General features: G+C 46.3%; 21 protein-coding genes and 1 rRNA gene. 10 read left to right on the plus strand and 12 right to left on the minus strand.

Going from position 1 to position 19,190, the window contains the following annotated elements; translation table 11 throughout:
• Window positions 1–725: ribosomal RNA gene (locus L4D09_RS16240) — 16S ribosomal RNA — on the minus strand; the annotation flags it as partial.
• 423 nt (window positions 726–1,148) lie between these two features.
• Here L4D09_RS16240 and L4D09_RS16245 point away from each other — a divergent pair.
• Window positions 1,149–1,697, plus strand: a complete 549-nt coding sequence (locus tag L4D09_RS16245; protein WP_428458560.1) for a gamma carbonic anhydrase family protein — start codon at window positions 1,149–1,151, stop codon at window positions 1,695–1,697.
• Here the strand turns inward: L4D09_RS16245 and L4D09_RS16250 are convergent.
• The 4 genes from L4D09_RS16250 to tsaC all read right to left on the minus strand — a co-directional run bounded on the left by L4D09_RS16250 (window position 1,694) and on the right by tsaC (window position 4,364).
• Complete coding sequence (locus L4D09_RS16250) at window positions 1,694–1,963, minus strand: DUF1488 family protein (RefSeq protein WP_428458561.1); 270 nt, start codon at window positions 1,961–1,963, stop codon at window positions 1,694–1,696. The two genes, L4D09_RS16245 and L4D09_RS16250, sit on opposite strands and share 4 nt — an antisense overlap.
• 12 nt (window positions 1,964–1,975) lie before the next feature.
• Window positions 1,976–2,797 (minus strand): shikimate dehydrogenase, encoded by an 822-nt coding sequence (aroE, locus tag L4D09_RS16255; protein ID WP_428458562.1) that lies wholly within the window; start codon window positions 2,795–2,797, stop codon window positions 1,976–1,978.
• A 97-nt stretch (window positions 2,798–2,894) separates the two neighbouring features.
• Window positions 2,895–3,800, minus strand: coding sequence for an oxygen-dependent coproporphyrinogen oxidase (hemF, locus tag L4D09_RS16260; protein WP_428458634.1), 906 nt, complete (start codon window positions 3,798–3,800; stop codon window positions 2,895–2,897).
• 6 nt (window positions 3,801–3,806) lie between these two features.
• Window positions 3,807–4,364, minus strand: a complete 558-nt coding sequence (gene tsaC, locus L4D09_RS16265; RefSeq protein ID WP_428458563.1) for an L-threonylcarbamoyladenylate synthase type 1 TsaC — start codon at window positions 4,362–4,364, stop codon at window positions 3,807–3,809.
• A 204-nt stretch (window positions 4,365–4,568) separates the two neighbouring features.
• On the opposite strand from tsaC, the gene purE reads away from it, so the two are divergent.
• Window positions 4,569–5,057 (plus strand): 5-(carboxyamino)imidazole ribonucleotide mutase, encoded by a 489-nt coding sequence (gene purE / locus L4D09_RS16270; RefSeq protein ID WP_428458564.1) that lies wholly within the window; start codon window positions 4,569–4,571, stop codon window positions 5,055–5,057.
• The gene (locus L4D09_RS16275) at window positions 5,057–6,172 is read left to right on the plus strand and encodes a 5-(carboxyamino)imidazole ribonucleotide synthase (protein ID WP_428458565.1); all 1,116 of its coding nucleotides are present in this window, start codon (window positions 5,057–5,059) and stop codon (window positions 6,170–6,172) included. Before purE ends, L4D09_RS16275 begins: the two co-directional genes overlap by 1 nt.
• Window positions 6,173–6,242: 70 nt before the next feature.
• Here the strand turns inward: L4D09_RS16275 and L4D09_RS16280 are convergent, their stop codons facing one another.
• From L4D09_RS16280 to L4D09_RS16295, 4 genes are read right to left on the minus strand one after another with little or no spacing between them, the layout of a single operon-like run.
• A complete protein-coding gene (locus tag L4D09_RS16280; RefSeq protein ID WP_428458566.1) occupies window positions 6,243–6,803 on the minus strand; it encodes a DNA topoisomerase family protein in 561 nt (186 codons plus the stop codon).
• A gap of 36 nt (window positions 6,804–6,839) precedes the next feature.
• Window positions 6,840–7,313, minus strand: a complete 474-nt coding sequence (locus tag L4D09_RS16285) for a DUF494 family protein (RefSeq protein ID WP_428458567.1) — start codon at window positions 7,311–7,313, stop codon at window positions 6,840–6,842.
• A 2-nt stretch (window positions 7,314–7,315) separates the two neighbouring features.
• Window positions 7,316–8,410 carry a DNA-processing protein DprA gene (gene dprA / locus L4D09_RS16290; RefSeq protein WP_428458635.1) on the minus strand — a complete coding sequence of 365 codons (1,095 nt, stop codon included), beginning with the start codon at window positions 8,408–8,410 and terminating at the stop codon, window positions 7,316–7,318.
• Window positions 8,403–9,461, minus strand: coding sequence for a LysM peptidoglycan-binding domain-containing protein (locus L4D09_RS16295; protein WP_428458568.1), 1,059 nt, complete (start codon window positions 9,459–9,461; stop codon window positions 8,403–8,405). The genes dprA and L4D09_RS16295 overlap by 8 nt, the downstream gene beginning before the upstream one ends.
• A gap of 294 nt (window positions 9,462–9,755) precedes the next feature.
• Between L4D09_RS16295 and def the strand changes: the two genes are divergently transcribed.
• The 5 genes from def to L4D09_RS16320 all read left to right on the plus strand — a co-directional run bounded on the left by def (window position 9,756) and on the right by L4D09_RS16320 (window position 15,624).
• Window positions 9,756–10,265, plus strand: a complete 510-nt coding sequence (gene def, locus L4D09_RS16300; protein WP_428458569.1) for a peptide deformylase — start codon at window positions 9,756–9,758, stop codon at window positions 10,263–10,265.
• A 14-nt stretch (window positions 10,266–10,279) separates the two neighbouring features.
• Window positions 10,280–11,224 carry a methionyl-tRNA formyltransferase gene (gene fmt, locus L4D09_RS16305; RefSeq protein ID WP_428458570.1) on the plus strand — a complete coding sequence of 315 codons (945 nt, stop codon included), beginning with the start codon at window positions 10,280–10,282 and terminating at the stop codon, window positions 11,222–11,224.
• A 107-nt stretch (window positions 11,225–11,331) separates the two neighbouring features.
• On the plus strand, window positions 11,332–12,612 hold the full coding sequence (gene rsmB / locus L4D09_RS16310; RefSeq protein ID WP_428458571.1) for a 16S rRNA (cytosine(967)-C(5))-methyltransferase RsmB: 1,281 nt from the start codon (window positions 11,332–11,334) through the stop codon (window positions 12,610–12,612).
• A gap of 184 nt (window positions 12,613–12,796) precedes the next feature.
• Window positions 12,797–14,173 carry a Trk system potassium transporter TrkA gene (gene trkA, locus L4D09_RS16315; protein ID WP_428458572.1) on the plus strand — a complete coding sequence of 459 codons (1,377 nt, stop codon included), beginning with the start codon at window positions 12,797–12,799 and terminating at the stop codon, window positions 14,171–14,173.
• Window positions 14,174–14,178: 5 nt separating this feature from the next.
• Complete coding sequence (locus tag L4D09_RS16320) at window positions 14,179–15,624, plus strand: TrkH family potassium uptake protein (protein WP_428458573.1); 1,446 nt, start codon at window positions 14,179–14,181, stop codon at window positions 15,622–15,624.
• Window positions 15,625–15,709: 85 nt separating this feature from the next.
• Here the strand turns inward: L4D09_RS16320 and trhA are convergent, their stop codons facing one another.
• The 3 genes from trhA to L4D09_RS16335 all read right to left on the minus strand — a co-directional run bounded on the left by trhA (window position 15,710) and on the right by L4D09_RS16335 (window position 18,120).
• Entirely contained in the window at window positions 15,710–16,369 is a 660-nt protein-coding gene (trhA, locus tag L4D09_RS16325; RefSeq protein ID WP_428458574.1) for a PAQR family membrane homeostasis protein TrhA, read from the minus strand.
• A 106-nt stretch (window positions 16,370–16,475) separates the two neighbouring features.
• Complete coding sequence (locus tag L4D09_RS16330; protein ID WP_428458575.1) at window positions 16,476–17,264, minus strand: sporulation protein; 789 nt, start codon at window positions 17,262–17,264, stop codon at window positions 16,476–16,478.
• A gap of 178 nt (window positions 17,265–17,442) precedes the next feature.
• Complete coding sequence (locus tag L4D09_RS16335) at window positions 17,443–18,120, minus strand: FadR/GntR family transcriptional regulator (RefSeq protein WP_428458576.1); 678 nt, start codon at window positions 18,118–18,120, stop codon at window positions 17,443–17,445.
• Window positions 18,121–18,462: 342 nt separating this feature from the next.
• Here L4D09_RS16335 and L4D09_RS16340 point away from each other — a divergent pair, with 342 nt between their 5' ends.
• Both L4D09_RS16340 and L4D09_RS16345 read left to right on the plus strand, forming a co-directional pair.
• Window positions 18,463–18,648 carry a hypothetical protein gene (locus L4D09_RS16340; protein ID WP_428458577.1) on the plus strand — a complete coding sequence of 62 codons (186 nt, stop codon included), beginning with the start codon at window positions 18,463–18,465 and terminating at the stop codon, window positions 18,646–18,648.
• 131 nt (window positions 18,649–18,779) lie between these two features.
• Window positions 18,780–19,046: a YihD family protein gene (locus tag L4D09_RS16345; protein ID WP_428458578.1), complete on the plus strand. Its 267-nt coding sequence runs from the start codon at window positions 18,780–18,782 to the stop codon at window positions 19,044–19,046.
• The last annotated feature ends 144 nt before the right edge of the window (window positions 19,047–19,190 follow it).

The following is a 19,190-nucleotide window of genomic DNA, read 5'->3' on the forward strand; positions in this document are numbered from 1 at the left end:
TCCTTCAGATCTCTACGCATTTCACCGCTACACCTGAAATTCTACCCCCCTCTACAAGACTCTAGTCTRCCAGTTCAAAATGCGGTTCCGAGGTTGAGCCCCGGGCTTTCACATCTTGCTTAACAGACCGCCTGCATGCGCTTTACGCCCAGTAATTCCGATTAACGCTCGCACCCTCCGTATTACCGCGGCTGCTGGCACGGAGTTAGCCGGTGCTTCTTCTGTCGCTAACGTCAAGGGCAGCCACTATTAATGACTACCCCTTCCTCACGACTGAAAGTACTTTACAACCCGAAGGCCTTCTTCATACACGCGGCATGGCTGCATCAGGGTTTCCCCCATTGTGCAATATTCCCCACTGCTGCCTCCCGTAGGAGTCTGGACCGTGTCTCAGTTCCAGTGTGGCTGATCATCCTCTCAAACCAGCTAGGGATCGTCGCCTTGGTGAGCCATTACCTCACCAACTAGCTAATCCCACCTGGGCTAATCTTAGCGCGAGAGGCCCGAAGGTCCCCCTCTTTGGTCCGAAGACATTATGCGGTATTAGCTATCGTTTCCAATAGTTATCCCCCACACTAAGGCATATTCCCAGGCATTACTCACCCGTCCGCCGCTCGCCGCCCAACAAATCATCCGAAGACTCAATGTTGTCGCTGCCGCTCGACTTGCATGTGTTAGGCCTGCCGCCAGCGTTCAATCTGAGCCATGATCAAACTCTTCAATTAGAATTTTTGTGGTCTCTCGACCGGCTCAACGAATACTGATTGAACATCAATAACTAGAAGCTAGTCATGACATTCGAATTGACTGTGCCAAAGTTTCGTTATCTACAAGARATAGCGTYACCTTGTATTGGTCACTCAGTTCATTGATAAATCTTTTGACTTAACTTTTTCACGAGTGCCCACACAGATTGCATGGTCAAATTGTTAAAGAACAAACTGATTGGTTAGCGGCTTAAGTTGCCGTGCTCCGTGTCAGTGAGGTCGCATTATAGAGACTTCGATCACGTTAGCAAGGGGCTTTTTTAAATAATTATGACATTTCTGTTTAAGCGCTCAACTATCACACAATAACGTCATTTTTAGGTATAAATCACACTGCTGGAAGGCTATTCTTTTTATTTTTATCACACAGTAGATTACGCCATGCCAAATTCCATACGCTCCTTTCAAGGAAAAGTCCCTCAATTAGGCATTAATACTTATATTGATGCATCTGCCGTTATGATTGGCGATATTACATTAGGTGACGAATCGAGCATTTGGCCTTTGGTTGCCGCGAGAGGGGATGTAAATCATATCATCATCGGCAAACGCTCCAATATTCAAGATGGTTCAGTGCTTCATGTAAGTCGCACTACAGATACGAACCCTAAAGGCCATCCCTTGATCATTGGTGATGATGTGACAGTTGGGCATAAAGCAATGCTTCATGGCTGCCAAGTAGGTAATCGTATATTAATAGGGATGGGAGCCATCATTTTAGATGGAGCCATCATTAATGATGACGTCATTATAGGGGCAGGGAGCTTGGTGCCTCCGGGAAAAGTTTTAGAGAGCGGCTTTCTATATATAGGTAGCCCCGTAAAACAAGCACGCCCACTTAACGAGAACGAGCGGGCATTTTTGCCCACATCGGCCAATAACTACGTTCAGCTTAAAAACGAGTATCTCGCAGAAGCGAAGATCACTTAATCGACATCAATAACGACATCGCCATTTTCGTTGAATGTTTCATCTTCAATGAGTGCTTCTGCCAACTCTTCGAGATCAAATCGGTTGGCAGTAAAGGCCGCTAAAATGTCGATTTCATTCGTTAATACAGCCGATGATTGCTGTTGCAACCAACCTAATGACACCCAACAAGTGATCAAAGCACCCGCCTGCTGTGCCGGAAAATTCACAGCTTGTTTTTTTTGATCCCACATTTGAAGATCTGCGAATAGAATATTTTGATTCATTGCCTTCTCTATCTATTGCTGTAACAACCGACGTAATTCATGCTGCACTTGTTTTGCCTCTGGGCGGATACCGCGCCAAAGCATGAAGCTTTCTGCAGCTTGACCGACCAACATCCCAAGACCATCTAACGTTTTACCCGCACCATGATCGTATGCCCATTGGTTAAATGCCGTAACTTGGGCACTATAGACCATGTCATAGCAAGTTATCTCTTGCTGGATAATGGTTTCAGGCAACGCAGGCAATTGCCCACTAAGTCCGGCAGATGTTGAATTAATGATGATGTCATATTCTGATTTTGATAAATCGTCCATGCTGATATGTGCAACAGGACCGTAAGGTGAAAAAAGGGATGCTAATTGCTCTGCTTTTTCTGCCGTACGGTTAGCGATTACCAGTGATTTAGGGTTTTGCGCCAATAACGGCAATACAACACCGCGAGCAGCTCCACCAGCCCCAACTAATAGAATCCGTTTACCTTCTATCTGAACTTGATTTTGGAGTAAGTCCTGCACCAGCCCCTCACCGTCAGTGTTATCACCAATTATGGCTCCATCATCTAACTTTTTTAATGTATTCACGGCACCAGCCAACTTGGCACGCTCTGTTAGCTGTGATGCAAACTGATAAGCATCTTCTTTAAAAGGCGCAGTCACATTACATCCGCGCCCACCAGAACTGAAAAAGGCCTCTGCAGCGACAGTAAAGCCATCGACCTCAACAAGTTGTGCCTCATAAACCATTTCTTGGGCAGTCTGCCGAGCAAATAGCGAGTGAATAAAAGGGGATTTACTTTGGCCAATAGGATTACCAAAGACAACATACTTATCCATGCAAAAATTCCATGTTATTTCAGCGTATCGAAATAGGATAGGGGCTTAATCATTGCCCCTCGGTAAAATCTATTTCATCTATATAAAGGAGGCAGTATTACCATTCACGCGGTTTGAGGTAATCCTCATAGAGTGCCGCTTCTGCAGATCCTGGCTGTGGTGTGTAGCTGTATTCCCAACGGGCTAGAGGTGGCATCGACATTAAAATCGATTCAGTACGACCACCACTTTGTAAGCCAAATAATGTGCCTCGGTCATAAACTAAGTTAAATTCAACGTAACGACCACGGCGGTAAAGTTGGAACTGTCGCTCACGCTCGCCATAAGCAAGCCCTTGTCGCTTTTCAACAATCGGTAAATAGGCATCGAGATAACCATTACCAACAGCCTGCATATAAGCAAAGCTTTGCTCAAATCCCCATTGATTCAGATCGTCAAAAAACAGACCACCGACACCACGGGTTTCATCACGATGCGGTAAAAAGAAGTATTTATCACACCACGCTTTATGATCAGGGTAAACCGTATTGCCAAACGGTGCACAGATTTGCTTAGCCGTATCATGCCAGTGTTGGCAATCATCTTCGAACGGATAAAACGGCGTTAAATCGAATCCACCACCAAACCACCATACTGGTGATTCACCTTCTTTTTCTGCAATAAAGAAACGAACATTAGCATGTGATGTTGGTACGTATGGATTACGGGGGTGGATCACTAACGATACCCCCATGGCTTCGAAACTACGGCCAGCTAACTCTGGCCTGTGAGCGGTTGCAGATGCAGGCATTTTAGTACCAAACACATGTGAAAAATTCACCCCAGCCTGTTCAAACACCTGCCCGTCACGTAAAACTCGACTACGGCCGCCGCCACCTTGTTCACGTTGCCATTCATCTTGTTCGAAGGCCACACTGTCATCTTGCTGCTCTATGGCTTGGCAAATACGCTCTTGAAGATCTAACAAGAAAGCTTTTACTGCTTCTTTATTTACATCTTGCATCATCATTTATCCTTGTCGGAAAACATTGCCTGTTATCGCATCCCTAATTTCAGATGGATTTTCACGACCACCAGTATCACCTTTCAAAATCGCAGCAAGGTGATCGCCTAACTGTTGCTCAACGTCAGTAGCTGTGCGACCTGGTTCTAGTCCACTCAAATTAGCACTTGTCGATGTAATTGGCTTACCAAACGCCAAGCACAATGCTTGAACCTGAGGGTGATCACTAACACGTACCGCAATCGTGTCGTACTGCCCAGTCAAAAAGTGGGGAACACTCGCTTTTTTAGGCATAACCCAAGTAACAGCTCCAGGCCAAGACGCGAGGATCAGTCGTTTTTGTTCATCACTCAGCAGACTATCGTCAATATAAGGCAACAACTGCTCATAATTAGCAGCAATTAAAATAAGCCCTTTTTCGATAGGTCGCATCTTTAATGCGAGCAATTGATGAACAGCTTGCTCATTATCAGGATCACATCCCACGCCAAACACAGCTTCTGTTGGGTAGGCAATGACTTTTCCTTGCTGCAAAGCGGCTACAACTTGTTTTAGGTTTTCCACATCACCCTCATTCTTGATTCTGGCCTAGACCGTTTTGTAACTTTCTATTTACCTATATTACCGACTCCTTAACCACAACTCCATGATCCCCTTTGATTGTTTCATTTTCACCGACGCAAACGTTTTCCTTCACAAAAAATCTCCGTATAATGCAGCCAAACGCATCTATAAACTTCACTATTTAGTTACCCAAAGGAGATCGGGATGAAAGTTGGAATCATCATGGGCTCAAAGTCTGACTGGCCAACCATGCAACATGCCGCTGAAATGCTAGATCGCTTCAATATTGCTTATGAAACGAAAGTTGTTTCGGCTCACCGTACTCCTCATCTGCTAGCTGAATATGCAGAACAAGCCCATGACCGAGGTATCAAGGTCATTATCGCTGGCGCAGGTGGCGCTGCTCATTTACCTGGAATGACAGCCGCTTTTACCAGTCTTCCTGTATTAGGGGTGCCTGTACAATCTCGAGCACTAAAAGGAATGGACTCACTCCTTTCCATCGTACAAATGCCTAAAGGTATCGCCGTCGGTACTTTAGCGATTGGTGAAGCTGGTGCAGCAAACGCAGGTTTACTCGCGGCACAAATAATTGGTACTCAAGACAGCAATGTAATGGCGGCTGTTGATAGCTTCCGCAAAGAGCAAACCGATACAGTGTTAAGCAACCCAAATCCTGCAGAGGATGCATAATGAAAGTTTTGGTTCTTGGTGCCGGTCAATTGGCTCGAATGATGGCATTGGCTGGAGCTCCATTAAACATCGAAGTGTTTGCCTACGATGTTAGTACTGGTAACGTTGTTCACCCTTTAACCCAGCACCTAATGTTAAAGGGCTTAGATACCGCGATCACCTATGCGGATGTGATCACCGCAGAGTTTGAACACGTTCCTCACGAAGTTCTCGACATTTGCCAAGCCAGCGGAAAGTTCAAGCCAACAGCAGAAGCTATTAAAGCAGGTGGCGATCGCCGCTTAGAAAAAGCATTACTTGATACCGCCAATGTTGCAAATGCCAAATACCATCTTGTTAGCAGCTTTGATGAACTTCAAACCGCAATTGAACATGTTGGCATACCTATGGTGCTAAAAAGTGCACTTGGAGGCTACGATGGAAAAGGGCAGTGGCGCCTTAAAACGCTAAATGATGTCGAACCAGTTTGGGCTGAAATTACACAATTCCTTGCCGACTCCCCAGATCAAGCTATTGTCGCTGAAGAGTTCGTTGCTTTTGACCGTGAAGTTTCATTGGTTGGCGCTCGTGATATAAACGGTAACATTGCGGTTTATCCACTTGCCGAAAATATTCATACTGATGGTGTTCTGAGCCTGTCAACCGCTCTCCCTGATAGCGATGCATTGCAGGCACAAGCCGAAGCTATGTTTCATTCACTCGCACAATCGATGGATTATGTCGGCGTGTTAGCCATTGAGTTTTTTGATGTAAATGGCACGCTACTGGTTAATGAGATAGCCCCACGAGTTCATAACTCAGGTCACTGGACCCAACAAGGCGCAGAAACTTGCCAGTTTGAAAACCATTTGCGTGCCGTTACAGGCCTTCCTCTTGGTAGCACAGCTTTATTGCGCCCAACAGCAATGTTGAACATTCTTGGTGAAAACAAACTACCAGCAGCTATATTGGCAGCACCACAGTGCCATGTTCATTGGTATGGAAAAGAAAAACGCCCAGGTAGAAAAATGGGGCATATCAATATTTGCGCCGAAACAACTCAGGCATTACAAACAGTATTGGAAGAGTTAGCCGCAGAGCTCAACGCTGAAACTTTCCCAGTGCTTCACCACTAAGAAGCATTAGATACAGATAAAAAAGCCAGCATTCTATGCTGGCTTTCTTATATCTGGCTTAACAAACCGCTTATGTTTGATAAGCATGACATTTACGGTCGGCACACTGCAGTTTATTTCCACTCGCTAACTTTTTCTCAAGTAACAGAGCAAACCCGCATGTCTGGCATTCACCCGCGACGGGTTTATGGTTAATCGCAAATCGGCAAGCTGGGAACTGGTCGCAGGCATAAAAGACTTTGCCATAACGAGATTTACGTTCGATCAAGCTTCCCTTACTGCACTCAGGGCAAGTTAAATGTGTACTTTCCGTATTTTTCTTTTCTGGTGATTCAATATGCTGGCACTCAGGGTAACCACTGCAGCCAATGAACATGCCATAGCGTCCTTGGCGTAACAGTAACTCTTCACCACAGTCTGGGCAAGGCTGACCAAGGTATTTTACGATGTGTCCATCATTTTGATTTAGCGGCTTTATATAGTCACATTCAGGGTAGCTTGTACAACCAAGAAAAGGCCCGCGCTTACTGTTTCGGATCACCAGTTCAGCTCCGCAACTTGGACACTCTTTTGGGTGTACCAAGGCATGCTCATGGGCAGAAAAGAGTTGCTCGTTTATTTTACCAGACATACAGCTCGACTATCTTCAACGGCCAAGGCCTGTTAATTAATGGATATACCCGTCTTCAATACCATAAAGCAGCTCTTCCATTTGGCTATACGCACTTTCATTTCCGGGTGCATTGAATAGTACCATCAGGATAATCCATTTCAGATCATCCAAAGAAAAGTCCGCAGTATCAAGCTCCATGACACGATCAATCACCATTTCTCGTGTATCGGCACCAAGTACGTGAATTTGTTCTAGGTATGTCAAAAAGCCACGACAGGTTATATCTAAACGAGTCATTTCTTGCTCAGTATAGATACGAACCGATGTCATGGCACTGGTATTCATATAAGGTGTGGTTTCAGTTTCTTGTAATGCAGCTAGTTTTTCAAGCCATGATAACGCTTTATAGATATCTTCCTGATGAAACCCTGCACGCAGTAATTCTTCAGAAAGCTCGTCTTGATCAACCATCAATTCAGCATCACTCTGAATATAAGTTTCAAACAGGTACATGAGAACATCCATCATAACTAGCCCCTCCTCGTTTTGATATAGCCACCTGGTACCGAAGTGACAACCCCGAGCAACTCTAATTCGAGTAACTGTATCATGACCTCATGAATGGGTTGTCCACAACGTTCAGCAACTACATCTACGGGTGTTGCCTCACTGCCTACGTTAGCCAACAGCGCTGGAAATGGCAATTCTTCATTTTCAGGTTGTGGCAACTGCAAGTCTAACTGATTACTTTTCACACACTCTGTCAGTACACCGACCTCTTCAAAGATATCGACCGGCGTTTCTACCAATTTAGCACCGTTTTTTATTAACGCATTACCACCTCGACTACCAGGGTGACGAATAGAGCCTGGTAAGGCGAAAACTTCTCGCCCTTGTTCAAGCGCATAATTAGCGGTAATTAAAGATCCACTTTTTTGTGCCGCCTCTACCACTAATACGCCAACTGACAATCCGCTGATCACTCGGTTACGCCGAGGGAAATTTTGTGGCCTTGGTGATTCATCAGGCCAAAATTCAGAAACTAAAGCACCTTGTTCTGGGATCAGCTTAGCAAGATCTCGGTGACGAGCCGGATAAACTTTATCTAACCCAGAGCCCAGTACCGCAATCGTCGCCCCGCCATTTTTCAAAGCTCCAAAATGTGCCTGCCCATCAATACCGAGCGCAAGCCCACTCGTTACAACATAATTAGCCGCAGCCAGTGATGCGGCGAACTCATAAGCCGACTCACGACCATCAATACTGGCACTACGGCTGCCAATGACGGCTAACTGAGGTTCTGAAAGCCAGTGAGGCTCACCTCGAATAAATAAAACCGGGGGCGGTGACGCGATTTCTTTCAGTAAAGAAGGGTAAGCAAGGCTATTCATCGTCAAGATATGTTGATTCATTTGCTCAGCCCAACGCAAAGCTTGAGCGATTCGAGCTTTATTGGGGTGCAACAGTCGCTCAGCCTGTCGAGCTGTCACACCAAGAGCAAGAAGTTCAGGTAATGGCATTCGACATATCTCAACAGCGGTCGCCTGCTGAAGTAAACGACGGATCCTACCACCACCCAACGAAGGGACACTCGCAAGTTGTAGCCAAGCTTCAAGTTCAGTCATTTGATGAGGGGGGTAATGCCATGACACCAGCAGCGAAAGGTTCAATTGCTTTGGTAACAACCGCAAGGCTAAAACGCTCATAAGGACGAACCACGACAATCTCGCCAATCGGAACGTTACGTAGTGAATAGGTTGTTTTACTGTTTAGCGCCTGATAATGATAGTCTCCTTTTTTCCCTGATACGTCGGCACCTTCTCGATGAAGTTGGAATACATTACCAGCTTCTACGCCATCTAAATGCCCTAAATCAATCACCACCGCATCGTAAGTCGCAATATAATTCATATGGCTAAGGTGGCCTAAAACAACAGCCTTACTTGATGGAGGGGGAGAGGATGGATAAAAGCTCATATCCAGTATTTCACTGGCTAAAGGGGCAGGCAACAAAACATCATTTTGCCTTACTTCACGATGAAAAGACGTCAGCTCAATCGCACTCTGGCCTTCGGTGTATTCAACTACGGTTCCTTTAGCAATCTCTTTCAAAGCAATAACACGGCTGACGCCTTCACTTTCAATATCACGACGAAATGATTTATCTGGACGGTAAACCCACCACTCTTCACCTTGCTCTAATTCGGTATCAACCCATAAGGTATCCCCTTTTTCCATATAGCCTTTTGCTCGGCTTTCGCCCGTAATTTGCGGCAGGCGAGCTAAGCTTTCTGGCGTGAGAAGCTTATCATGAGCCAAATAAGGCAACATCAAGGTCGATTGGATGGTTGTGATTGGCGCGCGGATCACCCGAATTTCAGGTGACAGCTTGACTGTCTTTTTCAATCGCAACTGAGGATGGCCATTGACCCAAACCAAATGTATTTGATCGCCGGGATAAATGAGGTGAGGGTTTTTAATATAGCTATTAGCCTGCCAAAGTTGAGGCCATAGCCAGGGGCTTGACAAAAAATAGGATGAAATATCCCATAAAGTATCGCCTTTTTTAACTGTGTAGACCGATGGCGCGCCATCTATAACCTTAAGTTGTTGGCCCATCGCTCCACCGATAAAACTGAAGCAAGCCAATATCAACACCAAGACACGCAACAGCATGTTCTCCATCCTTTATTATTCAACACATTTCCCAATTGATTCAGGCTGTCACTGCTAATAGCGGCTGTCTAGCGCCAGTGATTATCAAGTAGCAAGTTTTCGGCAGATCTCTCCTTTCATATATTGCTGTTGCATTATTCACGTAATTGCCCGTTTAATACGAGAGGGAAATAAAAAATCCACCAGTGATTAACAAGGAAGCTATCGAGTACTGTTCTTTGACCGCTAAAATGACTAGAATTAGAGCAACTAAGTGACCCCTGTTATCAGTACTGTCTTTTAAAACGAGTAACTATGTCTTTATTGCAAGTATTAACATTCCCTGACGAGCGCCTACGTACCGTTGCTAAACCCGTTGAAGCTGTCACCCCTGAGATCCAGAAAATTGTCGATGACATGCTAGAAACCATGTACGACGAAGAAGGTATCGGCCTTGCAGCAACTCAGGTGGACATCCACCAGCGTATCGTGGTGATCGACCTGTCGGAAGAGCGCAATGAACCGATGGTACTGATTAACCCTGAAATCACTGAAAAACGTGGTGAAGACGGTATTGAAGAAGGTTGTCTATCCGTACCAGGCGCCCGCGCCCTCGTGCCTCGCGCAGCAGAGGTTTCGGTGAAAGCCCTTGACCGTGATGGTAACGCGTTCACTTTCGAAGCCGATGATCTACTGGCAATTTGTGTTCAGCATGAGCTTGATCACCTTGCAGGCAAGCTATTTGTTGACTACCTATCACCGCTTAAACGCCAGCGTATCAAGCAAAAGCTTGAAAAAATTCAGCGTTTTAACGAAAAAAACTAGTCATAGAGGCCTCCTTGAGCAAATCACTACGTATTGTTTTTGCTGGTACGCCAGACTTCGCCGCCCGTCATCTGGCGGCGTTGTTGTCTTCACAGCATGAAGTTATCGCCGTTTATACTCAACCCGACCGCCCTGCGGGCCGTGGTAAAAAATTAACTGCAAGCCCAGTTAAAAACATTGCCGTTGAGCATAACATTCCAGTTTATCAGCCAGCCTCTCTACGCAATGAAGACGCACAGCAGGAGCTTGCTGCTCTTAATGCTGACATCATGGTTGTTGTTGCTTATGGTCTGCTGCTACCGACAGAAGTACTAGAAACGCCGAAACTAGGTTGTATCAATGTCCATGGCTCAATCTTACCTCGCTGGCGTGGTGCCGCCCCAATCCAACGTTCAATTTGGGCAGGGGATACCGAAACTGGCGTTACTATCATGCAGATGGACGAAGGGCTAGACACTGGCGACATGCTGAGCATAGCCACCTTGCCAATCGAAGCGACTGACACCAGTGCAACGATGTATGAAAAGCTAGCAGGTCTAGGCCCTGATGCGCTTATCGCATGTCTTGCTGATATCGCATCGGGCAGTGCCGTTGCTGTTAAGCAAGATGATGAACAAGCTAACTACGCCAAGAAACTCAGTAAAGAAGAAGCCAAGATTGATTGGAACATGGATGCAACCGCTATTGAGCGCTGTGTTCGTGCATTCAATCCGTGGCCAATGAGCTATTTCACCGTGGCCGAACAGAATGTCAAAGTATGGCAGGTGGCCGTTGTCGACGGTGAGCATGGTAAAGCCCCTGGCACCATTATCTCTGCCGACAAACAAGGTATTATTGTTGCAACAGGTAAGGGGGCACTTCGCCTTATCGAAATTCAACCACCAGGTAAAAAAGCGATGCAAACACAAGATTTGCTTAACTCGCGCCGAGAGTGGTTTGAACCAGGCACTATCTTATAAGCACCGCCAAGGCCAGTGCAAACACTGGCCTTCTTTTTACTACCGAATACGACACCTAGCCAATACGCTGCCAGTAAAGGGTGGGTCGAGAACATCAGGAAAACCGCATGAATGTAAGAGCCGCAGCGGCCAAAGTTATCTATCAGGTTGTTGATCAGGGTCAGTCCCTATCAAATGCGCTTCCTGCTGCCCAGCAAGACATAAAAGAACGCGATCACGCCCTATTACAAGAAATATGCTACGGCGTACTTCGCTGGCTGCCTCGCCTAGAGTCGGTTACTAACCAGTTGATGGATAAGCCACTCAAAGGCAAGCAACGGGTTTTCCACCACTTAATTTTGGTTGGCCTCTATCAGCTAGGCTATATGCGCATTCCTGCTCACGCAGCGGTGGCAGAAACCGTTAACGCCACTAAAAACTTGAAAAAGCCTCAACTTCGCGGCTTGATCAATGCCATCTTGCGTAATTACCAGCGCCAGCAAGACACACTCGACCAACAAGCGATTAGCCATGATGCAGGCCGTTACGGCCACCCAAGCTGGCTACTTAAGCTATTAAAGAGCAGCTACCCAGAGCAGCTGGAAGCGATTGTTGAAGCAAACAATACCAAAGCACCGATGTGGTTACGGGTAAACCGTCAGCACCACGGCCGTGACAGCTACCGTGCGCTACTGACGGCAGAAGGTATCGAGACCGATATTCACCCTGAAGCGCCTGATGCGCTGAAGCTACATAAGCCTTGTGATGTTACCCTATTACCCGGTTTTGCCGACGGTTGGGTTTCAGTACAAGATGCTGCGGCTCAGTTATCGGTTGAATACCTTCAACCTCAAGCGGGAGAGCTGATCCTTGATTGCTGCGCCGCTCCAGGTGGCAAAACAGCCCACATAATGGAACGCCAGCCAACGACCCAAGTTGTTGCGATTGATTGCGATGACAATCGCCTGAAGCGCGTGCACGAAAACCTTCAGCGTTTGAAGCTGGATGCCAAAGTACTCTGTGCTGACGCTCGCTACCCAGAAGAATGGTGGCAAGGTGAGAAATTCGACCGTATTTTGCTTGACGCCCCTTGCTCGGCAACCGGTGTTATTCGCCGTCACCCTGATATTAAATGGCTACGTCGTGCAGATGATATTGAAGCACTCGCGCAATTACAGTCTGAAATTGTTGACGCCATGTGGCACCAGCTAAAGCCTGGTGGCACCTTGGTATACGCCACTTGCTCTATCACACCACAAGAAAACAGCGAGCAGGTAAAAGCATTCCTTGAACGTACATCTGGTGCTGAACTTGTTGGCAGCGACCGTAACAATCCTGGCCGCCAAATCCTACCGGGTGAGCATGATATGGATGGGTTTTACTACGCTGTTATAAAAAAAGTAGTCTAAATTAGCTCGCAATAAAAAGCGGAACTTGGTGACCAAGTTCCGCTTTTTTGCCATAAGAATCAATTAAAACATCACTATTTACCGCAACAGTGAAAACTAAGTTACTCTAAATGGGAGGTGTTCTGAATGATCCCTACCCAGAAGCGTAGTAATCTACAACGACTCAATTAATCAGGCATATGCTATGAAAATTATCATTCTCGGGGCTGGTCAGGTCGGTGGCACATTAGCCGAAAACCTGGTTGGCGAGAACAACGATATTACTATCGTCGATAAGGATCCAGAGCGCTTACGCGAACTACAAGACAAATACGATCTTCGTGTCGTTCAAGGGTTTGCAAGCCACCCTCGCACTTTACGTGAAGCTGGGGCACAAGATGCTGATATGTTGGTATCGGTCACCAATTCCGATGAAACCAATATGATCGCTTGTCAGATCGCGTTTACTCTATTTAATACTCCAAACAGAGTTGCACGTATTCGTTCTCCTGAATACCTCAAAGAAAAAGAGTTTCTGTTCCAATCAGATGCCGTGCCTGTTGATCACCTGATTGCACCTGAAGAGCTCGTTACGGGCTACATTGAGCGCCTCATTGAGTACCCGGGAGCGTTACAGGTTGTCGGCTTTGCAGAAGATAAAGTCGGCCTTGTTGCCGTCAAAGCTTATTATGGTGGCCCACTGGTAGGTAATGCGCTTTCGGCACTGCGTGAACACATGCCACACATTGATACCCGCGTTGCGGCCATTTTCCGCCAAGGCCAACCTATTCGCCCGCGTGGTACCACGATTATCGAGGCTGATGACGAGGTATTCTTTGTCGCGGCAAGTAACCATATTCGCTCGGTAATGAGTGAACTACAACGCCTCGAAAAACCTTATAAGCGCTTGATGATAGTCGGCGGGGGTAATATCGGGGCAGGCCTTGCTCGACGTCTCGAGCAAAACTACAGTGTAAAGCTCATCGAACGTAACTCAGATCGCGCTGAAAGCCTGTCGGAAATGCTCGAAAACACCATAGTTTTCTGCGGGGATGCATCCGATCAAGAACTGCTGAGTGAAGAACATATCGAGCAAATTGACGTTTTCATTGCCGTTACCAATGACGATGAAGCCAACATCATGTCCGCGATGCTTGCCAAGCGCATGGGCGCCAAGAAAGTCATGGTACTGATCCAACGCGGCGCATATGTCGACTTAGTCCAAGGCGGTACAATCGATATTGCGATATCTCCTCAACAAGCGACAATATCAGCATTACTGACCCACGTACGTAAAGCCGATATCGTTAATGTTTCATCGTTGCGTCGCGGTGCTGCCGAAGCTATCGAAGCCATTGCTCATGGTGACTCCAGCACATCTAAAGTCGTCGGGAAAGCAGTGGGAGAGATCAAGCTGCCACCAGGCACAACCATTGGTGCCGTTGTCAGAGGAGAGGAGGTGCTTATCGCCCATGACCGAACGGTTATCGAACAAAATGACCATGTCGTGATGTTTTTGGTCGACAAAAAGTACATCCCAGACGTTGAACGTCTATTCCAGCCAAGTCCATTCTTCCTATAAATACTATGGTCAACTATCGTCCTATTTTGTTCGTGATCGGGCTGGTCTTATCCAAGATAGCCCTGTTCATGTACGTCCCCACGCTAGTGGCTTTTGTCACTGGCACTGAGGGGTTTATCGACTTTGCCACTGCCGTGCTAATTACCCATGCAGTCGCGTTCATGTGCCTTACCTTTGGCCGAACAAGTGAATTTAAACTCGGCGTGCGAGACATGTTCCTGATCACCACCTTAGTGTGGAGTATCGCCAGTGCATTCGCCGCTCTGCCATTTGTGTTTATCAACCACATCAGTTTTACCGATGCTTACTTTGAAACCATGTCGGGGATCACCACCACAGGCTCAACCGTACTCAGTGGCCTCGATACCATGGCACCAAGTATTCTGCTGTGGCGCTCAACACTGCAATGGCTCGGCGGTATAGGGTTTATTGTTATGGGGGTTGCGATTTTACCTATGCTCAATGTCGGGGGGATGCGTCTATTCCAAACAGAATCATCCGATTGGTCAGATAAAAGCTCACCTCGAACCAAAAGCGTGGCGAAGAATATCGTCAATGTGTATCTCAGCCTGACAGGGCTGTGCTTTCTTGGTTACTTATTTACGGGAATGAATACATTCGATGCGATAAACCACGCTTTTACCACGCTATCAACTGGAGGCTACTCGACGTCAGATGGTTCGATGAATCATTTTTCTAACAGCGCCCACTGGGTAGCGATTGCCTTCATGTTTGCGGGTGGTCTGCCATTCCTTTTGTTTGTCCAAGCCATACGTAAGAAAGACACACGTTCAATTCTGGAAGATGCCCAAGTAAGAGGCTTTACCTTATTGGTTTTCAGTGCTGGCTTAGCCGTTGCTTTATGGCTTACATGGCAGCAAGACTACACCTTTATTGACGCGTTCAGGGTATCGCTATTCAATATTATTTCAGTGGTGACCACTACGGGGTTTGGTTTAGATGACTTTACTGCATGGGGGCCATTTCCAACGATCATCTTTGCTTTCATTATGCTGGTTGGTGGCTGCTCGGGCTCGACCTCTGGTGGGATCAAAATCTTCCGTTTTCAGGTGGCTTTTGCTTTACTGCGCAAGCAGATGATGCAGTTGATCCACCCTTCGGGGGTATTTATCCAGCGCTACAATGGCCGACCAGTGACGGATGGTATTGTCCGCTCAGTGGTCGCTTTCGCCCTCACGTTTATCCTCACCATTGTGGTTGTCGCGGCAATTTTAGGCATGCTGGGGCTTGATGCCGTCACCAGTATTACTGGCGCAGCGACGGCGGTTGCCAATGTAGGGCCTGGGATGGGCAATATTATTGGCCCGACGGGAAATTTCGCCTCCCTGCCTGATTTGGCAAAGTGGACGCTCAGCTTCGGTATGCTGATGGGCAGACTAGAGATCCTTACCGTATTGGTCGTGTTCTTTCCTGCATTTTGGCGTGACTAGTTGCAGGGGCAGCGAAGTAAGTAACCGCTAACTTAATCACAACAAAAAAGAGAGCCTCGGCTCTCTTTTTCAATGAACTCATAAATTAGATAGGTTTGACATAAAAGTAGATGGCAAAGAAATGGCAAACGGTGCCACCTAGAACAAACAAGTGCCAAATGGCATGGTTATAAGGAATCCGCTTATTCACATAAAACACGACACCCAAGGAATAAATAATCCCCCCAAGCCCGAGTAATACCAAGCCTCCCGTCGAGAGCGAAAGCGCTAGCTGATAAACAGCAATTAATGATAACCACCCCATGGTTAGGTAAGTCACCAAAGACAAGCGCTTAAAGCGATAGACAAAGACAATTTTCAGGGCAATACCGATAAATGCAATCCCCCAAATCACCGCCATCAGTGTCATCGCCAGCGGCGTGCGTAGGGTGATTAGAAGAAAAGGGGTATAAGTACCAGCGATCAAAAGATAGATCGCGCAGTGGTCAAAGGTTTTCAGTGCTCGCTTTGCGCGCTCAAAAGGAATTGCATGATATAGCGTCGAAGCAAGGTACAGCACAATCATGCTTACGCCATAAATGCTCAAACTGGCAATACTCAGCATATCGGCATTCGCCTGAGTCGCCTGAATTAATAGCAACACCAAGCCAACAATACCAAAAACCATGCCCAGCCCATGACTTATGCTGTTAGCTACTTCCTCTTTAATCGAATAGCTCGAACTTGCAGCTTGCTGCTTATCCATTTGTTTAATCCCATAAATAGAGTTAAAGCTCAATAGATAAGCAGTATGTCACAGTTTAGCTTACATGTGTACGCTGAGATTGTTTTTGTTTTAACCGGTAGCTGGTTTAGGTTACCTGATCTAAATACGCTATTACTTGCTCACCCGCTTGCTGGGGGTGTAAATCCGCAGGGAGTACACAATGGCGCTTCAGCTCCCCCCGACCTAATAAACCCGCTAACATGCCAGATAAGCCCTGTTGACGTCGGTCGACTTCAAACCATAACTGCAGCTTATCTTCATCCCGGTAAGCAACCACTTCAAGTTCACGCCAGCGACCATGATAAGGCCCAGACACGGGGACAAATTCAAATTCTTGAACAAAGGGGAGAGCAAAGCCATCAGCCGCTTCACATTCAACTTGGCGGATGCGCAAGCCCGCCAATTCTAATGCCGTAAAAACACCATCCATTAGTGGATCAGGGCGGACAGTTAAGCTATCCCTGTCTTTAGGATCGATAGCCATTGGTATATCAAGTTGAGTTTCTAGCCACACCTTGGTATCACCAATAGTGATAGGGGTATTAAAAGGTAACGACAGCGCCACCTCAAAGTGCCGCTCTTCCTCAGCCGAAATGGTGATGGCATAAGGCAAAGACCACTCTGCTAGGGTACATGTTTGACTAACTTTTTCTTTACGGTGCTGGCTCTCGCCACGGCTAACCTCAACCTCTTCTTCATAACAGCAGCAAAGGCGAAGATGTATATTATCAATGTTCTGCTCAACCTTTCCGCCATACACTTGAACATCGACATTAAGAATATCACCAGGGATCAGTACATCATGCTGCACTACGGCATCAACACGTGCAGCACCAACCCCAACACTGGCTAGGCTTTTCCGAAACAATGACATTTAAAGCATCTCCTTTGCTTAGCTACGCAGCCCATATAGCTGTCATACTAAAAAGATATGAAAGTTAATTAATATCTCAGACAATCGACCATTGCTGCAACTACTTCCTATGCGATATATCACAGATATAAAAAAACGAAGCAATGGCTTCGTTTTTCACGGTTCGGCTAAGGGCAAACTACTTTAGTAATTCAATCGTTGCCTGGCGAGCAACATCAGGGTTTCGCTCCATGATGCCGTCAACTATCCGCTGATGTATATCAAGCTTTAATAATCGTTCACGGGTAATGATCCGGAAGTAACTTTCAAATACAGCTTTAAACAGATTACCAAACGGGCTAATAAAGTGATTCCCCGAAGCAAAATAGATTAATTGATGAAAACGGGTATCGACCTCAATCCAACGTTCTTGATCAAAGTGCTGCCCCAGAGCATGCATTTCTTCCATCAATGCACATAACTCTTCTCGATCTTCATCACTTGCATTCACCGCGGTCAAAGCTGCCGCTTCCGGCTCGAGTGAAATACGTACACTCTGAAACTCACTGACCAAATCTTCATGCTGGTCGAAGTTCAACCAAGCTAATAAGTCCTGATCCAAATAATTCCAGTTACGTTTTGGTAGTACCCGAGTACCAATGCGGGGCCGTGGCAATACCATCCCTTTAGCCGCCAACATTTTTATCGCTTCTCGTATGGCAGTTCGACTTACCCCATACATTTCCCCGAGCTCCACTTCACCAGGCAGAATCTCCCCAGGTGCTGTCTCACCACGTAGAATTTGCTGCCCAATGGACTCAGCTAATTTGTAAGACAGGTTACGGCTGGTTACCAAACGCGGTTGATTCTGTTCCATCATTCCCTCCAAGGCTGTAGTTATTGTTCTGCCAAGTTTCGTTCCAAGCAGACATTTATTGCCAGCAAGGCTGCATTAGACCATAAAGTACAAAGCGATAAACAACTAATCTTCACAGATGAGTAGCTCGCTAACATTTATCCTTTTTATCATTTTAAAAACAGAATAAATCACCCCATAAAACGGTCAATAAACCCTCGACTTGAGAATAGCTTATTGCTATTCTCGCGGCGAAAAAACAACCCATCAGTATTCCCGTATAGGATCGGCATTGCCAACAATCAGCAAGCGGGAACTGTGTTATTAACTTTGGCCATGGAAGTGCCTGACTATAGGTGAATCATGCGCCCAGCCTCTTTTGTCAGGACCTGCGCTCCTCGCAGCCCTTCACGTTTACGTACTACCTCTCATGCTCCGGTTTTCAAAGCAAAAAAAACAACGGCTTCCGTTGAAGTGCTCTCGACAAACCCGGTCAAAAAGACACTGACCCCATCAACCCGACTCTGTGGTGATGAGCAGGCAGCGTAAGGCATAAAGGCAGCCAGACAAGGCTGCCTTTTATTTGTATCGCGATCCGGTTTGTTATACCGTTACCCCTACAAAAATTATGATTATAGAATCCCAGAGATTCACTCAGCCTTTATTTTGTGGAGTAGATAATGAAAACCCACCGCGTTAACGAATTAATAGAGCTTTTACACCCTGAATGGCAAAAAGACCCTGATCTTAATCTCGTCGAATTCCTGCTAAAACTCGCACAAGAAGCTCAGTACCAAGGTAAGCTTGAAGCATTAACCGATGATGTATTGATTTATCACCTTAAAATGCGAAATAGCGACAAACAGGAAATGATCCCTGGCATTGCGAAAGATTGCGAAGATGATTTCAAAACCGCCATTTTACGTGCTCGTGGCATCATCAAATAGTATAACTTAGATATAAATGCGAGCAGGTTGCTCAGCCTGCTTGTATTATCTTTTAGCAATTCCCACGCGTCCCTGCCTCATAATTACCCCGCTTAATACAACCAGCAGCCCAAACTATGACCTTGCTAGAGTAATCTCACTGGC

This window comes from Photobacterium makurazakiensis, from assembly GCF_050336715.1.
Classification (GTDB): domain Bacteria; phylum Pseudomonadota; class Gammaproteobacteria; order Enterobacterales; family Vibrionaceae; genus Photobacterium; species Photobacterium makurazakiensis.